The organism is Streptomyces sp. ISL-43 (genome assembly GCF_018614195.1).
Taxonomy (GTDB): Bacteria; Actinomycetota; Actinomycetes; order Streptomycetales; family Streptomycetaceae; genus Streptomyces.
Map to the genome: position 1 here is coordinate 39783 of NZ_JAGGOT010000003.1, position 15867 is coordinate 55649.

General features: G+C 69.7%; 17 protein-coding genes. 13 read left to right on the forward strand and 4 right to left on the reverse strand.

Translation table 11 applies throughout. From position 1 onward, the window contains the following. From J7F03_RS02895 to J7F03_RS02945, 11 genes are all read left to right on the forward strand, one after another. Window positions 1–744: an ATP/GTP-binding protein gene (locus tag J7F03_RS02895; RefSeq protein WP_308378967.1), complete on the forward strand. Its 744-nt coding sequence runs from the start codon at window positions 1–3 to the stop codon at window positions 742–744. Between the two features lie 35 nt (window positions 745–779). Then, complete coding sequence (locus J7F03_RS02900; protein WP_214947030.1) at window positions 780–1499, forward strand: SAF domain-containing protein; 720 nt, start codon at window positions 780–782, stop codon at window positions 1497–1499. Then, window positions 1496–2362 carry a hypothetical protein gene (locus J7F03_RS02905; RefSeq protein WP_214947031.1) on the forward strand — a complete coding sequence of 289 codons (867 nt, stop codon included), beginning with the start codon at window positions 1496–1498 and terminating at the stop codon, window positions 2360–2362. Before J7F03_RS02900 ends, J7F03_RS02905 begins: the two co-directional genes overlap by 4 nt. Beyond that, window positions 2355–3935 (forward strand): CpaF family protein, encoded by a 1581-nt coding sequence (locus J7F03_RS02910; protein ID WP_214947032.1) that lies wholly within the window; start codon window positions 2355–2357, stop codon window positions 3933–3935. Before J7F03_RS02905 ends, J7F03_RS02910 begins: the two co-directional genes overlap by 8 nt. Before the next feature lie 136 nt (window positions 3936–4071). Further along, the gene (locus J7F03_RS02915) at window positions 4072–4998 is read left to right on the forward strand and encodes a type II secretion system F family protein (protein WP_214947033.1); all 927 of its coding nucleotides are present in this window, start codon (window positions 4072–4074) and stop codon (window positions 4996–4998) included. Next, the gene (locus tag J7F03_RS02920) at window positions 4995–5888 is read left to right on the forward strand and encodes a type II secretion system F family protein (RefSeq protein ID WP_214947034.1); all 894 of its coding nucleotides are present in this window, start codon (window positions 4995–4997) and stop codon (window positions 5886–5888) included. Before J7F03_RS02915 ends, J7F03_RS02920 begins: the two co-directional genes overlap by 4 nt. 21 nt (window positions 5889–5909) lie before the next feature. After that, window positions 5910–6098 (forward strand): hypothetical protein, encoded by a 189-nt coding sequence (locus J7F03_RS02925; protein ID WP_214947035.1) that lies wholly within the window; start codon window positions 5910–5912, stop codon window positions 6096–6098. Window positions 6099–6125: 27 nt separating this feature from the next. Then, window positions 6126–6548 (forward strand): TadE family protein, encoded by a 423-nt coding sequence (locus J7F03_RS02930; protein WP_214947036.1) that lies wholly within the window; start codon window positions 6126–6128, stop codon window positions 6546–6548. Further along, window positions 6545–6994 carry a TadE family protein gene (locus J7F03_RS02935; protein WP_214947037.1) on the forward strand — a complete coding sequence of 150 codons (450 nt, stop codon included), beginning with the start codon at window positions 6545–6547 and terminating at the stop codon, window positions 6992–6994. Before J7F03_RS02930 ends, J7F03_RS02935 begins: the two co-directional genes overlap by 4 nt. Further along, a complete protein-coding gene (locus J7F03_RS02940) occupies window positions 6991–7443 on the forward strand; it encodes a pilus assembly protein TadG-related protein (protein WP_308378970.1) in 453 nt (150 codons plus the stop codon). The genes J7F03_RS02935 and J7F03_RS02940 overlap by 4 nt, the downstream gene beginning before the upstream one ends. Window positions 7444–7449: 6 nt before the next feature. Continuing rightward, window positions 7450–10965, forward strand: a complete 3516-nt coding sequence (locus J7F03_RS02945) for a LysM peptidoglycan-binding domain-containing protein (protein WP_214947038.1) — start codon at window positions 7450–7452, stop codon at window positions 10963–10965. 420 nt (window positions 10966–11385) lie between these two features. Here the strand turns inward: J7F03_RS02945 and J7F03_RS02950 are convergent, their stop codons facing one another. Next, entirely contained in the window at window positions 11386–12390 is a 1005-nt protein-coding gene (locus tag J7F03_RS02950; RefSeq protein ID WP_214947039.1) for a ParB/RepB/Spo0J family partition protein, read from the reverse strand. Continuing rightward, entirely contained in the window at window positions 12387–13571 is a 1185-nt protein-coding gene (locus tag J7F03_RS02955; protein WP_214947040.1) for a ParA family protein, read from the reverse strand. The genes J7F03_RS02950 and J7F03_RS02955 overlap by 4 nt, the downstream gene beginning before the upstream one ends. Window positions 13572–13840: 269 nt before the next feature. Between J7F03_RS02955 and J7F03_RS40720 the strand changes: the two genes are divergently transcribed. Next, window positions 13841–14473, forward strand: a complete 633-nt coding sequence (locus tag J7F03_RS40720) for a hypothetical protein (protein ID WP_251071328.1) — start codon at window positions 13841–13843, stop codon at window positions 14471–14473. 247 nt (window positions 14474–14720) lie between these two features. Here J7F03_RS40720 and J7F03_RS40725 read toward each other — a convergent pair whose 3' ends face one another. Together J7F03_RS40725 and J7F03_RS02965 are read right to left on the reverse strand one after the other, a co-directional pair. After that, window positions 14721–15029: a nucleoside 2-deoxyribosyltransferase domain-containing protein gene (locus tag J7F03_RS40725; RefSeq protein ID WP_251071329.1), complete on the reverse strand. Its 309-nt coding sequence runs from the start codon at window positions 15027–15029 to the stop codon at window positions 14721–14723. After that, window positions 15026–15307 carry a hypothetical protein gene (locus J7F03_RS02965; RefSeq protein WP_214947041.1) on the reverse strand — a complete coding sequence of 94 codons (282 nt, stop codon included), beginning with the start codon at window positions 15305–15307 and terminating at the stop codon, window positions 15026–15028. The genes J7F03_RS40725 and J7F03_RS02965 overlap by 4 nt, the downstream gene beginning before the upstream one ends. 217 nt (window positions 15308–15524) lie before the next feature. On the opposite strand from J7F03_RS02965, the gene J7F03_RS02970 reads away from it, so the two are divergent. Then, complete coding sequence (locus tag J7F03_RS02970; RefSeq protein WP_214947042.1) at window positions 15525–15857, forward strand: hypothetical protein; 333 nt, start codon at window positions 15525–15527, stop codon at window positions 15855–15857. Window positions 15858–15867 lie beyond the last annotated feature (10 nt).

A 15867-nucleotide genomic window follows, 5' to 3' on the forward strand; every position in this document is an offset into this window, starting at 1 on the left:
GTGCCCGGACAGAACGGCGGAGGCAAGCCCGGCGGCGGAGGCGGCGGTGAGGGCGGCGGAGGTGGCAGCGGCAGTTCCGCGGCGCGCTGGGTGTGCTCCTACGAACTCCTCGATCCGCAGCCTCCCGCCGGGAGCCTCGACTGGGAGGGCCACGAACCGGGAGACGGCGCGGTCTACCGGGAGAGCTGCACCTTCCTTCCCTCCGAGAGCCCGCTCACGATCATCCGCAGAATCTGGGCTGCAACTCCGCCCGTCGCGGCTGCGGTCGACCCTGCCGTTCTGGCGAGGCAGGCAGTGGACAAGATGCTCCTGCGCCCGCCGGCGATCGGCATCACGCCGAAGCCGGGCGGCACCGGTGTGGTCGGCATGCCCGTCTACATGTGGACCGCTACCGGCCCCGAGACGTACGGCCCGAACACGGCCAGCGCCTCGGCGGGCGGGGTGACCGTGATCGCGACCGCGAAGGTCAGCAAGATCGTGTGGAGCATGGGCGACGGAATGACCGTCACCTGCACCACGGCCGGGACCCCCTACAAGGCGGAGTACGGCAAGGCATCGTCTCCGGACTGCGGGCACCGCTACACCGCGCCCTCGTCCACCGCCGGCGGGAAGTACCACGTGACCGCGACCTCTACCTGGTCGATCGACTGGCAGGTCACCGGCGGCGCCCAGGCCGGCCAGCTCACCGAGGTCCGTACCACCGCCGTGGACATCAACGTCGTCGAGGTCCAGGTCCTCAACTAGCACGTCGCACCTGCTCTTCCCCGAGAGGCCCCCGTATGGAATCCCCCGTAGCCCCGCCGATGCCGCGCCCCGCCGGCCCGCGCCCCGCCGGCCCGCGTCCTGCCGGTCCGCGCTCCGACCTCCCCATCACCACGGCAGTGCCCGTCAAGCGGCAGCGCCGCTACGGCGTCGTTGCCTTGTGCACCGTGCTGGCCGTCGCCGGTGCGCTCGGCGCGGCCGCGGCCGTCACTTCCGTGGGTGATCGCACCAAGGTCCTCGCGATCGCGCAGGACGTGCCAGCAGGGCAGGCGTTGACCGACGCCGACGTGGTGGTGGCCGAGGTGTCCGCGGACGCCGCGCTCACTCCGATGCCCGCCGCCGACCGCGCGTCGGTGATCGGCAAGCGTCCGGCTGTGGATTTGCGTAAGGGCGGCTTGCTCCTGGCCTCGCAGCTGAACTCGGGCACGGGGCTCGGTGACGACAAGGCTCAAGTAGGTGTGCAGGTCAAGCGCGGCCAGGCCCCGGCGGGTGCTCTTGTCCCTGGGGACAAGGTCCTCGCGGTGACCGTGCCTGCTCAGGGAGACCAGGGCGGCGGGAAGGAAGTCGAGGCCCCTCCGGTCTCGGTGAAGGCCGTCGTCGTGTCCGTCAGCCGGCCCGACGCCTCCGGCGCGGTCATCATCAACCTGGCCGTGGCCGTCTCGGACGGCCCGCTCCTGGCCACCCGGGCCTCGGCGGGCCGTATCGCGCTGGTCCGCGAAGCACGGAGCACCTCATGACCGTGACCGCACTCGTCGCCGCGAAGTCCTGCGGCGTCACCACCAGCGCGCTCGCGCTCGCCCTGGCCTCGTCCAGGCCCTCTCTGCTCGCAGAGTGCGACCCGGCCGGGGGCACCATCAGGGCCGGCCTCTTCGAGGGCCGGGTGGACGCCTCCTACGGGCTGTATCACCTGGCGGCCGCCGAACGCGCAGGCGGCGACGCACTCGCACACACCTTCGCCAGCCACCTGATCCCGCTCGATGCCTCCGGAAACCGGCGCGCCCTGCCCGGACTGACCGATCCAGGGCAAGCGGCGGCACTGAGCCGGACCTGGCCCGCACTCGCACAGGTGATGCGGGTCCTGGCCGACGAAGGCGGCTACGACGTGGTCATCGACGCTGGCCGCATCGCCCTGGAATCCGGCAACCTTCACCCGGTCCTGACCCCGGCACCTCTGCTCCACGGCGCGGACCTGGTCCTCCTCGTCGTACGCGGCACGAAGCAGTCCCTGTCGCTGGCCCGCCACATCGTCGAACCCCTGCGCGGTGAGCTCGCCGAGCGGGGCTCGGGCGCGGACGCGCTGGGCCTGCTCCTCATCGAGGACGGTCCCGCCCGCGCCCACGAGGTTTCCGCCACCCTGCGCCTGCCGGTCCTGGCTACGCTGCCCTTCGACCCGGAGACCGCCGGCTACCTCACCCACGGCGGACAGCCGCCGCGCAGCAAGCGCGCGACCCTGCTGGCCCGCGCGCGGACCGCGTCCGAGGACTTCCGTGCTGCGGCCTCGCGCCGTGCACTGCAGCGCCGCTACCCGCAGCCGGCGGCGTATCCGCAGTTGTCGGGTGTGCTGCAGCGGCTGAACCAGGGGGCTGGTTCGCGTGGCTGACACCCATCAGCGCCCCGGCCAGGGGGCCGCGGGTCCGGCGGACATCACCAGTCTGCTGGCCGGCCGTATCGGCCCCAGCCGTACTCCCGATCACGGACGCCCGCCCGTAGACCCTTCCGTCCTGCCCCCGGTTCCGGTGGCGCGTCCGGTGGCTGCCGCGGCGCCGACCCATCCCGCCTCGGTCCCCCGGCTCGCTGGGCTGCCCGGTGAACTGCCCGTCAGCTGGGATGTCATCGAGTCCCTGCAGGCCGAGGTGTCCCACAATCTCACCGCGGAGGACCCCACCCGGCTGCTGGAGGATGACGACCGCCGGGCCCGGGCGCGCTCGCTGGTGAACACGGCGGTCGCGAACTGGGCAACCCTCTACGCCCAGGGCAACACCCCGCTCACCTCCGACCAGGAACGGGCGATAGGCGACGCCGTCTTCAACGCGATGTACCGCGGTGGCCGCCTGCAGTCGCTCCTGGACCAGGACGGCGTCGAGGACATCATGGTCGACGGCCTGACAGCCCACATCGAGTACTACGACCAGCCCCGCCGCACCATCAACAAGGTCTCCGACTCCCACACGGAGCTCATCGCCTGGGTCAACCGCATGGCCGGCCTGTCCGGGCATGGCGAACGCTCGCTGACCCAGGCCACCCCCAATGTCGGCTTCCGCATGCCCGACGGCTCTCGCGTCACGGCGAGCCTGCTCACCACCCGGCCGTCCGTAGTAATCCGCAAGCACCGCATCCGCGAGCACGGCCTGGACAAGCTCCTCGAGTGGGGCACGATCAACCCGCTCCTGCGTGCGTTCCTGATCGCGTGCGTCCAGGCCAAGCTGAATCTGCTGGTCGTCGGGGACATGGGGGCCGGCAAGACGAGCCTGCTGCGGGCACTGGGCCGGGAGATCCCGGCAAGCGAGCGGCTCGTGACCCTGGAGTCGGACCGCGAGCTCTACCTGGACGAGCCCGGGCCGCCAGAGAAGCCGGGCCCGCTCACCTTCGCCTTCGAGGCCCGCCAGTCCAACGGCGAAGTACGCGGAGCCGGCGACCAGGCCGGCGCGATCTCCATCTCCGAGATGTACGAGACCGCCCTCCGGTACAACGCCAGCCGGGTGATCGTCGGAGAGGTCCGCTCGAAGGAGATCCTGCCCATGTTCGAGGCCATGTCCTCGGGCGGAAAAAGCTCGATGTGCACCCTGCACGTACGGCGGCCGCACGCCATCATCAGCCGCCTCGTCCAGCTGTGCACCAACGCCGGGGTACAGACGGAGGCCGCCCACCACCTCATCGCCTCCTCCGTCGATGTCGTCATCTACCTCACCTACCTCGACGAGACCGCGATCGGCGGCCGCAAGCACCGCTTCGTCTCGCACATCTACGAGGTCCACGACGACGTCGGTGAAGGCGGACGCCCCACCACCAGCGAGCTCTTCGCTCCGCAGGGCGACGAGCCGCGCGCCGTCTACCGCAACATGCCCTCCTTCATCGACTCCCTCGAACTCACGGGCAGCTTCTACCGGCACTGGCTCACAGGGCAGCAGCCCGAGACGGCCTGGGAAACGCCCCTGCAACTGGTGAGCCGATGACCGCATCCACCTGGGAGCCCCGTGACCTCCGAAATGTTCTTCATCTCCGTCTGCCTGATGGTGACCGCCGTGATCGGCGCTGTGATCGCCGTGGTCCTGCACTTCAACTGATGACCGCACTTGCCTGGGAGGCCCGGTGAACTCCAGCCAGCTGGCCCTCGTCGCCGCGTGCTGCGCCGTCGTCATGGTTCTCGCCGGGATCGGCGCCATCCGCTCCTTCCGGGGACGCATCGTGGACCCGGGCAAGCCCGCCACCCGTACGGCCGGCCGGATCCAACGGGCGAGATCGGAACTCCCGGAAGCCTGGCAGCGCCGGTGGCGCCACCTGTGCGCGATCGCCGTTGTGGTGACGCTCGGGGTGTGGGCATGGACGGGCTGGCCCATCCACGGGCTGCTCGCCGGCGCTGCCGTCATCGGCCTCCCCTTCCTGTTGAATCCGGGGACGGCCGCCGAGCAGCGCATCGAGCGTCTGGAAGCGATCGGGCAGTGGCTCAACGGCTTGGCGGGTATCCACACCGCGGGTATCAGCCTCACCCAGACCATCCACTCCAGCTCCCGTAATGCCCCCGGCCCGATCGCGCCGAACGTGCGGCTGCTTTCGGAGCGGCTGCGGTCCGGGATGGACGCGAAACTGGCGTTCGCCGGTTTCGCCGACGAGCTCGCCGACGGGGTCGCCGACCACGTAGTGCTGCTCCTGCAGTCCCACGCCATCTACAAGGGCCCGGGCCTGTCCCGCGCGCTCGAGGCCCTCGCGGTGACGATCCACCAGCAGGCCGCTGATGCACGGGACATCGAGTCCGACCGCGCGAAGGTACGCAAGTCCAGCCGGATCGTGTCCGTGGTGATCTGCGTGGTCTTCGTCGGCTGCATGCTCAATTCGGCCTGGTCCGCCTGGTACCAGTCCCCGATGGGTCAGGTCGCCCTCGCCGTCCTCGGCGGCCTCTTCGCCTGGACGCTGTCCTGGCTGCGCCGCGCCGCCCGCACCAAGCCCGACCCCCGCCTCCTCAACCCGCTGCCCCAGCTCCCCGACCCGGCCGCGCTGTCGGGAGGTCTTCTCCGATGATTCCTCTTTCCGCGGTCCTTCCGGCCGCAGCCGCTGGCGCCTGCGTCGGCCTGGCGATCCGTGCCCTGTGGCCGGGCCGCCCCGACCTCGCGACCGCGCTGGACCGCCTCGACGTAACCCGCACCTCCAACCGCCTGTCGCCGGCCCCTGCGGCCGGCTCGGGTTCGGTGTCCGAGCGGGTCGGTGTCCGGATCCTGGCAGCAGCCGGCGACCGGATCGCCCTCCCGGTGCGTGACTTGGCCCTGCTGCGGATCTCCCCCGCCGAGCACCTTGGCAAGCGCTTCTTGTTCGGCCTGTACGGGCTGGTTCTGATGCAGCTTGCGGCGGGGCTTCTCGCCGTCCTGGGCGTGGTCTTCCCCTTCGTCATGCCTGTCGGCGCATCCCTGGCCATGGGCGTGTTCTTCTGGATGTGGCCCGGCCGGGAGGTAAAGAAGGACGCCGCCGCGGCCCGCCTGGTCGTCCGGCACGCCGCCGCCTCCTACCTCGACCGCGTCGCTCTCGCCCGTATCGCGAACGCGGGTGCCGCGCAGGCCCTGACGGAGACGGCGGAGGTCGGCGACGGTTGGATCTTCGAGCGGATGCGGCAGGCGTTCGCCGAAGCTGACCTGTCCGGCACGACCGTCTGGGACGCTCTCAAGCAGCTCGGGGAGCAGCTCGACATCCCCGAACTGACCCGGCCCGCGGACACGCTCGCTCTCGCGGGCGACGGCGCCGCCGTCTACACCACCCTCCAGGCCCAGGCCCGCCAGCTGCGCGTGGCGATCCTTGCCGACTCCAAAGCCCAGGCCAACGAAGCCTCGACCACGATGGTGCTGCCGGTGACCTTCGGCGTACTCCTCATGCTGGTCTTCGTCATCCTTCCGCCCATCGTCAGCTTGTTCAACGGCTGAACCCCCCAAGGGAGAAAAACTATGAACGTGCGCCCGCTGACCATCCTGCTCGCCGCCCGCTGGGAGCGTCTGAAGAGCCACCGTGGTGATGCCGGGCAGACCTCGGCCGAGCTCGCACTCATCGCCGGCGTGGTCATCGCCATTGCCATCGCCGTCGTCGCGGCCATCAAGACTTTTACCGACGCCAAGATCCCGCTCATCGGGGCCTGAGCCCACCATCATCAGAAGGAGAGCGGCGTGAAAGCCCAGTTCAACGGCCGGTGGCGGCACCTACGGGACCGCTTGCGGCAGGGCGGAGACCGCGGCTCGGGAAGCGTCGAGCTTGCGGTCCTCGCCACCGTCGTGCTGTTCCTGGGCTTCGCCGCGATCCAGACCGGTATGTACTTCCACGCGCGCAGCGTCGCCCGCTCCGCCGCCACCCAAGGCGTGGAAGCCGGCCGCCAGATCGGCTCCAGCCCCGACGACGGCGTCGCCCAGGCCCAGCAACTTCTCGCGAAGTACGACAGCGTCCGCAGCGCCAGCGTGTCTGCGGAGGGCAGCGGCACCGAGCAGATCCGCATCACCGTACGCGGCACCGTCGCCACCCTCGTCCCCGGACTCGAACTCTCCGTCGTCCAGCACGCCGAGGCTCCCGTCGAGCGCTGGGTCGGGGCACCGTGAGGCGCGCGCGGCGGCGCTGCAACTGGCGCGATGACCGGGGCAGCTACTCCGTGGAGACGGTCATCCTCGCGCCGGCCATCATCACCCTGATGCTCCTCATGATCGCCTTCGGGCGGGTCACCGACGCCTCTGGCGCCGTCGAGTCGGCTGCCCGCGCGGCCGCGCGGGCAGCGTCCCTCGAGCGCGATGCCGGCACCGCACAGGCCGCCGGGTCGGCCGCGGCCTCCAGCAGCCTCACGGGCGAGGGGATCCGCTGCGCGTCCTCCAGCGTTTCGGTCGACACCTCGGGGTACTCCCTCGACCTGGGCCAGGAAGCCACCGTGCGCGTCACTGTGGCCTGTACGGCCCCGCTCGGCGAGATCGGGCTGCCCGGGCTGCCTGGGTCCCGCACCCTCCAGGCATCCTGGACCAGCCCGATCGACAGTTATCGAGGCAGAGGCCAGTGATCATCGCACTTGCCCGCAACGCCGTACGCCTGCGTGCCCGCCTGCGCTCGGATCGGGGCTCGCTATCCCCGTTCTTCGCGGTCATCGCCCTCGGGATCATCATGATCATGGGACTCCTCGTCGACGGCGGCGGCGCCCTCAACGCGACGAACCGGGCCACCGGCCTCGCCCAGGAAGCAGCCCGCGCCGCGGGCCAGCAGCTGAACATCGCCCAGGCCGTCGAGGGCACCGGCATCACCGTCGACCCCGACGCGGCCGTTGGAGCAGCCCAGGACTACCTCGCCGCCCAAGGCGTCCAGGGTGAGGTAGCGATCACCGACGGCGGCCAGCGCCTGCAGGTCACCGTCCACGACACCTACCGCACCACCTTCGCCGCGGTCCTCGGCAAATCGGAGATCAGCGTGTCCGGCACCGCGCACGCCCGACTGCACACCCAAGCTGGAGGCTGAGCCACCGTGGCCACCCGAACCCCCGCCCCCCTGCGTACCCTCGGCCGCCTGCTCCAGGCTCTTGTGGGCCTCGTAGTCCTGGCCGCGCTCGTAGCCGGCATCCCGGCCGTCCTGCTGGCGGTCGGCTACCAGCCGACCGAGCTGTCCGGCGGCTGGGACCTGCTCATGAGGCAGGACGACGGCACTCTGTTCCTCACGGTCCTGACCTGTATCGGGTGGGGAGCCTGGGCACTCTTCGCGTTCTCCGCCCTCGTCGAGGTCGTGGCCCTGCTGCGCCGCCAGAAGGCGCCCCGGATCCGTGGGCTGGGCGGGCTGCAGTCCCTGGCCGGGTTCTTGATCGGTTCGATCGTGCTCATCGGCCCGGCGGCCGCAGCCAACGCTGCGACCCCTCCGGCTGTGGCCGCGAGCACTCTCCACATCAATGCCTCACCCGGAGCTGGCACACAGTCGACGCCGACACCCGTGGGTAGCTCCGCAGCGGCCGCGCTGACGCACACGGTCACCTCGCCGACCGAGCTCGCCTGGGACCTGTCGGAGCAGTACCTCGGCGACGGCAAACGCTGGAAGGACCTCGCGGCCCTCAACCCCTCCATCCCCGAACTCGTCGCCGGAGACCAGTACCTCCCCCAGGGCGCCGTCCTCACCCTTCCCGCCGACGCCCACCTCGCCGCCCCAGCCGCCAGCCCCACTCCCCCGCCTGTCAGCGAGCAGCAGACGCCGCCTACCAGTGCAGGCCACACGTCAGCCGGGCCAGAGCGGCCCGCGAGCGTGACGGTCGAGGATGACGACACCCTCTGGGGGATCGCCGACCGGGTGGGCGACCCGGAGGACTGGCCCGCCCTCTTCGAGGCCAACCGCGGCAAGCCCCTGCCTGGCGGCGGCACTTTCACCGACCCCAACCTGATCTACCCCGGCCAGCAGCTCGACCTCCCCCAGGCTGCGGCCCCCAGCTCCCCGCAGCCCAGCACCGACGACGCGAAACGCACCCCTGAGCGGCCCGCACCGGATACCGGCCCGCAGACTCCAAGCCCTGACGGTGACGAGCAGCAAGACCAGGCGCAGCAGCCATCCCCGCCCGCCGCAGCCCCCACCCCGAGCGGTGCCGCGCCCAGCGCACCGGCACCGGTCGCTTCGCAGGCGCCGGCGACCCCTGCCGCAGTGCACAGCAAAGTTCCAGATGCCGCGGTCACGGAGGCCAACGAGTCGGACACTGCCGTACCGGCCGCTGTATGGATGGGCACAGGAACGCTGGCCGCTGCGCTCGTCGGAACCCTCACGGTCCGCCGGATCCTTCAGCAGCGCCGCCGCCGACCGGGCCGACGCATCCCCATGCCGAAGGGTCGTGCCGCGCAGACCGAGCAGCAGTTGCGCGCCGCACAGCGGCCCACCGGCTTCGACCTCCTGGACCAGGCCCTGCGCAGTCTCGCTCTCAACCTCGCCGATGCGGGCTGCGAGCTGCCCGCCATCGAGGCGGTTGTCCTGCACGACACGAAGATCGAGCTGCACCTCGCGGACGACAACGCGCCGATGAAGCCGTTCACTGCGGCCGCCGGCCGTCAGGACCAGTGGAGCTGCTCGGCAAACAGCCTGCACCTGGCCGACGACGAAGCCCTGCAGGCCGCCGATGCCCCCTACCCGGCACTGGTCTCCATCGGCTGGGACACAGCCGGCCACCTGGTCCTGGTCGACCTCGAACACGTCGGCGTCCTGCAGTTGGCCGGCGACGCCGACTTCGCCCGGCATGTACTGCAGGCCGTCGCAGTGGAGCTGGCCAGCACTCCCCTACCGGGCCACCTCGAAGTCACCACCCTCGCCGACACCGCACCCGGCCTGGACACCGCCGTGCCCGAACGGGTCGCCCGTACCCGCCTGCTCGCCGACGCCGCCGCCGAACTCGTCGGTCACTGCGAGGACCAGCGCCGCGCCCTGGAATCTGCGGGCGCCAGCAGCCTGCGTGCCGCGCGCCTCCTGGACGACGGCGGCGATTCCTGGACCCCGCTCATCCTCCTGGCTCAGGACCTGCCCCACGACGACACCGCGGCCAGGCTGCTCCTCGACACCCTCGCGGCACTCCCCCGCACCGCAGGCGCGGTCGTCTCCTCCAGCACCGGGCCTGTGCCCGCCGGGGGATGGACCCTGAACTGCCAGAGCCAGGACGACATCGTCGTCCTGCCCGGCTCCAGCCTGCCCGTCAGGCTGCAGGGGCTGAGCGACACCCATTTCGCCGACGCCATCGAGCTGCTCACCCTCGCCGCGAGCGAAACCGACGTACCCGCCCCCGAGTGGACCGATGAGGTCCTCGAGGACCCCGAGTATGTCGAGGAGGTCGAGGACCATCTGGCCGGGGAGAAGCCAACGGGCGGAGAACCGCTCAGCGCGGATCCTGACGGACTGCCCGATGAATACGCCGAGGCCACGATCGACGATCCGTCCAACGAGGCCACCCCCGCCGGAGAAGCTTCCACAGCCCCGGACGATTCAGTCCTGGCGGCCCTCCCGGCCACCGGTCCACACAGCACGGTCACCGCTGACGGCGCAACGGCGGAGGACGAGGCCGGTTCAGCCGGCCCCACCCTTGCCGAGGTCTTGGCCTCCGCAGACTCAGACTCAGGTGCGGCTCCCCGCAGTACAGCGAGTGCGTGCTCTCCTCCGGGCGTGGCAGCCGTCCACGTCACCATCCCCGCACCGGCCCCGACACCCAGTCCGGAGCTCACCGCTATGCACTCCGCTGACCCCGGCGCCGCGCTGGAGCAGCCGTCCGATCCTTCCGTGCTGGTCCTCGGTCCGGTCCGCATCGAGGGCGCCAGCGGCCGGATCGACTCCAGCCGCCTCAACGTCGCCACCGAACTCATCGCCTACCTCGCCCTGAACACAGGGATCGACCACCACGCGATCGACAACGCCCTGTGGCCCGGTCACCTCAGCAACAAGAACATGCGCAACAAGACCGTCTCCCTCACCCGCTCCTGGCTCGGCAAAGACACAGACGGCCAACCCCACCTACGCCTCGTTCAGAAGACCGGTGACAGCGGCTACCGTCTCGGCCCGGCCGTCACCTGCGACTGGACCGGCTTCCAGTACTTCGCCCGCACCGGTCTGGCCTGCCACGACGAGGACGGCGACCTCGCCCTGCGCCGCGCCCTCGCACTCGTCCGCGGACGCCCCTTCGCCGACATCAACCCTCAGCGCTACGCCTGGGCCGAACCCGTGATCCAGGAAATGGTCTCCACGATTGCGGACGTCGCCTTCGAGCTGTCCAACCGCCGGCGCGAAGCCGGCGACTACCCCGGCGCCTTGTGGGCTGCTCGCCAGGGGCTGCTCGCTTGCGAGGAGAACGAGCTCTTGCACCGCTGCATCTTCCTCGCCCACCACGCCGTCGGCGACCTTGTATCCCTCCGCGACGCTGCCGCCCGCCTCGCACACATCAATGAGCAACTCGGCGGCGTCGACATGGAGGCCGAGACCGCCACGCTCCTCCGAAATCTTCTCCCCCGCCCAATGTCAAAGCTCCAGGGCGCCTGATCCCTGTCCGGTCCTGCTGCTCTTTCGGCGGGGGCAAGGCGCTGCGGGCTCGGGGCCAGCTGGGCGAGCTTCGACGCAGGGCGTCGATCTCTGCGGATCGTGAAAAGGCCCGGCCACCCAGGAGGGTGGCCGGGCCGGGGCCGTTTCCATTGGAGACGGCGGTCGGGTCTGGTCGGGGAATCCAATGCTGGTCGTGAGCTTGCTGCAGTCGACGTGGGCTTCGTCGCGCAGGACGTGGGCCGCTTGCGTACTGGGTAATGGAAACCTGCGCATCTTCGCTGAGACAGGAGTGCCGGACCGGTTGAGACGGGACAGGATCACAGGGGGCTGGGGTGCTAACGCCGTTAGCACCCCAGCCCCCTGTTCAGTCACGGCGAGCGTGGCTGAGCTCTGCTGCGTTCCCTAGCGAGTGAACGATCGTCAGTCGACTGCGGCGATGAGCCGCTCCACGAGGACCGTGCGCTGCTCGTCGGTCATCTTCTCGAGAACCAGGTCGGCTACGGCGTCGCCGTCGTGCCATGGGACGCGCGGCAGGTTACGGATATCCACGAGGTGGGGCTCGAAGGCGGGACCGGTCTCCGGCTGGGTGGGCTGCTGCAGCAGATCCGGCTCGCTACTGGCGGCGGGGAGTGGCGCCGGCGATGGGGTGCTAACGGCGTTAGCACCCTCCATGGTTCGCTTGCGTCGCCGTTGGGCTGCGGCGCGCTTTGCGAGGGCCTCCTCAGCTGCGCTTTGCTGCTGCTGTGCGGGGAGCTGCCCGACGTTGCGAGCGATCTCTACCGGGAGGCTTCGGTCCTCGACCGCCCCTTGGAGTTCCGGGGTGAGCTTGAGGAGGGCAATGCGCTGGGTGACCCAGGGACTGGATTTCCCCAGCGCTCGAGCGACTGCACGCTGGGATCCATGGACGTGTACCAGCCGCTGCAGGGCCTTGGCTTCGTCGAGGGGTTCGAGGTTCTCGTGCTGGACAGCAGCGGTGAGGGCCGTTTCCAGGAGGGTGTCGGCGTCCTGCGCGAGCGAGTCGTCGACATGGATGGGGACATCGTCCAGACCGGCGAGGTTCGATGCAGCGAGCCGGCGGTTGCCGTCGACAACTACGTACGCGGCCTGGCCGATCTGGTCCTCGTGGTCGGGGTGCGCGGCGAGGAACGCCTGGCGGGTGACGACGGCGAGGGGCTGGATGACGCCTCGGGAGGTGAGGCTGTCGGCGAGGTCGTCGACGGACTTGAGTTCCTCGCGCGGGTTGTATGGGTTGTGCGCCAGGGCGTCCAGGGGCACACGGAGCGTCCCTGTCTGGACTGTGGCTTCGGATGCCGCTGCGGGGTTGTCCTGTCCTGCGAAGCGTGCAAAGGACGCCGCGCGGCTGCTCATGGGCTGGGCGACCGCGTTGAAGGTGGGGGAGTCCCCCAGCATGTCTGCTTTACTCATGCGGTCTTCACCTCCCGGGCGATTTGCCTCATCTGGTGGGACTGTTCGCAGTCGGGTGCGTAGTCCAGGAGCGGGCGCTGCTTGCGGACGGCTTCGCGCTGTTCCTTGACGTCGGGGATGACTGCGAGGACGGGAGGTGTGCCGAGACTCTTCCACTTGTCCAGCGAGGACGTCGCGATGTACCCACGCCGGCTGTCGAACTTGTTGACGACGAGGCCGAGCTGGTCGATGACGATGTCGAAGTCCCTCGAGAGGGAGTCGATCTGCTGGATGAGCATTCCGTACGCCTGGGCGGAGGTGTCTTCGGCTTCCACCGGGATGACGAGGCCTGACGCACCGGGCTTCTCCCCGTCACGCTGGCGACCGTAGTTGAGAGCGGCGTCCATCGCGAGACCGAGGCTGGGAGGCGAGTCCACCACGATGACGTCGAAGTGCTCTTCGAGGGGGGCCAGTGCACGCTCAAGTGCGGCGTGGCGGGGGCCACGGAAGATGGTGAGTCCCGAGTCGAGGAGGAAAGCGTCGAACGCCGCGGGGAGGATCCGCAGGCGGCCGCCGAAGCGGTCACCTCTTATGGCGGTGGTCAGGTCGAGCAACTGCTGCTTGGCCTGCTCCCGGTGGAGCATGTGAGTGATGAGGCTCTCTTCACCCGCTGGGATGGCCGTGAGGCCGAGCTGGTGGGTGAGGTGGCCTTGCGGGTCGTAGTCGACCAGCAGAACGCGCTGGCCATTGACGGCCGCATCAGCCGCGGCGCCGATGGCCGTCGGCGCCTCCGCGAGAGCCTGGGCAAGGCCTGCGGAAACTGCCGTCTTGCCGACTCCGCCCTTCTGGTTGCAGACGATGATCCGCCGGGTGGACTCCCGAGCGCCGGCTGGATTGTCGGCCAGCCAGAGAACCACGCACTGGGCCAGTCCCTGGATGTAGGAGACGCCGCGCTCTCGGCAGTCGGCCTTGAAATCCTCGTAGAGGCCTTCGGGTAGGTACGTACCGAACGAATCAGCGCCCGCGGTGTTGACGGCGGGTAGCTCGTCGGTGCAGTCCCGCCAGACCTGGATGCCTTGTGCGACGGCGTCCTGCATGTCGGTCTGGAGCTGCGCTGCACGGACCTTGAGTGCTTGCTGAAGGTGAGCGGGCAGCTTGGAGACGAGCTTCTCCCGCTCACCTCCCGAGGTAGGAGATGACATGAGTGGCAGCATACTGCCGCCCAACGGGATGCAGACGCTGCGTTAGGTGCGTTTTGCCTATTTTCAGCGTTAGTTCTTGCAGGGGTGCTAACGGCGTTAGCACCCCTGCACCACCTCGCACCGACATCGTGGAAGCGAAACAGCTGAGGAGGCGGCTCAGCTGAGCAGGCGAAAGGGTGCGTCTGCCGCCCGTTCGGATGCGAGGGCCACACCCCTTGAAGCCCAGCCGCGTTCTGCCATGAACACTGCCGCCCACTGTGGAGAGCTCTATGACCCACATCGACCCCGCAGCCCATATTCGCCCCGACTGGTGGACCGACGACACGTTCATTCAGCTGTGCGCGTTGGAAGACCGCGCCCTGCCCAGCAAGGGTCTGTCTACTCGGGAAGAACAGCATCCGACCCTGCCCATCTTGAAGCAGCTCCTGGGAGCTGTGTGGTGGTTGGGCAAGACAGGTGGAATCGGGGAAGAGGGACCACGGGCCGAGGATGTCATCGAAGCCCTACAAAGCGCCGAGTGGTCCGCACGGCTCGCAGCCCGGGCCGCCCGCCTGACACTCAGCCGACTGGATGGGCCTTCCGACGACGAAGTAGCCGAAGACGAAAGGTACTGCGAGAGGGAAGACCCCAACTGGGGTCCGCCGCACGCCCGCCTGACCGAAGCCACCTTCATCGTGCGCCTTCCCGGATACTCCGGAGACACCGTCAGCGCAACGATTCAAGTCGACACCGAGGGCACGATGACCATCGATGGGAACGGCCCCCTGGCCCAGCTCAATACGCTCGGACGACTCAACGCCCGTGCAGCCATCGACGAGATCGAGGCACTGGTTGAGCGACAGCTCGCTCCCACAGCAGAGCCCCACAACGCCGGCCCGTCGGCGACTGGTTCCCACGACTGACGGCGGCACGACTGCCACCAGTCCTGCTCGTGGCGTTGAAGGGGCCAAGCCCCCTCCCACAAACGCAGAAGGCCCGTGCTCCCTGCTAGAAGCAGGGAGCACGGGCCTTTGGGGGTTCGGAGCCGCAGCGTCTCCGGGTGCCCAGATTGCAAGCGCGGGCGGCCCGTAGCCGGGGCAGCGAGGGCCGCAGCCGTAGTGTCCGTCAGGGTGGTGCACACCGGGACGCCCTGGCGGCGGGCCACGTAGATCAGGTAGCGGTTGCGCTCGGGTCGCGGGGGATCCAGAACAGGATCGCGTCGGCGTGCTGGCGGGCGTCGGTCTCCCAGTCGACCTGGTCGTCGTAGTGGGCGGCGCGGATCCCGCCCCGGGACTCCGGGGTGAGCACGGTCAGCGGCTGTTCGCCGGTCCACCGGGCGGCGAGCTCCTTGATGGCGGCGGGCCGCCAGGAGGGGACGTCGCCGCCGGCGCGCGGGGTCGGTCCGGCGAGGAAGACGCTCGGACCCGAGGCAGGAATCGGCTCGCGGGCATAGACGAGGGTGGGCGTCGGACGGGTCATTCGTCGAACACCCCCTCGGCCTCCTGGGCGCGGACGTACTCGGCGACCGACCGCGCGGTGCCGCCTTCGAGGGCCTCGCGGACATAGTCGGTGACCATCATGCTGCCCGCGTCCTCGACCCGGTCGTAGAGCACGCTGAGCGTGGTGTGGGCCGCGTCCCGCTCGGCGTACAGCCGGTCCCAGTCGGACTGCCCGGTCCAGGGGAGCGAGAGTCCGTCGCCCTCGACACGGGGCACCACGTGCACATGGCTGTGTTCTTCGCGGTTCGCATGTCTCACGAGACGTTGCTTGACGACCGTGAGGCGGAGATGCGGTTCACCCTTTTCGGGGGTGATCGGGCTCTTTGAAGACGGCCATTCCTTACTTGGGATGACCCCGCACATGCTCAGTGGTTTTCCCCACCCAGGCCCCACCGGACTTGCAACCGGTACCCGGGTACAGGTTTACCGTCGGAGGTGTCCCCGCCTGCGGGACGTGACGACGGGAGTGAGTGCCATGAGCGATCTGGCGTGGGTGCCGCGGTCCTGCACGCTGCCCACCGAGGAGCGGCCCCTGCGGGTCGCGGAGTGGGACACGCTGTTCTCCGAGCGGCTGACCTCTTCGTCGAGGCCCGAGCCATTGCGGCTGCGTCTCGGGCTGGCTGGAGGGCAGGACATCGAGGAGCGGGTGAGGGACCTGGTGGAGCGGGAGAGCGGCTGCTGCTCGTTCTTCACCTTCACCACCACCTCCGCCGAGGACCTGATCGGTTTGGACATCGCGGTGGACCCGGCACACGAGGGCGTCTTGGACGCCCTCGCCGCATGCACCACCGCCGGGCGGCAGCGGTGAGCACGGGTCT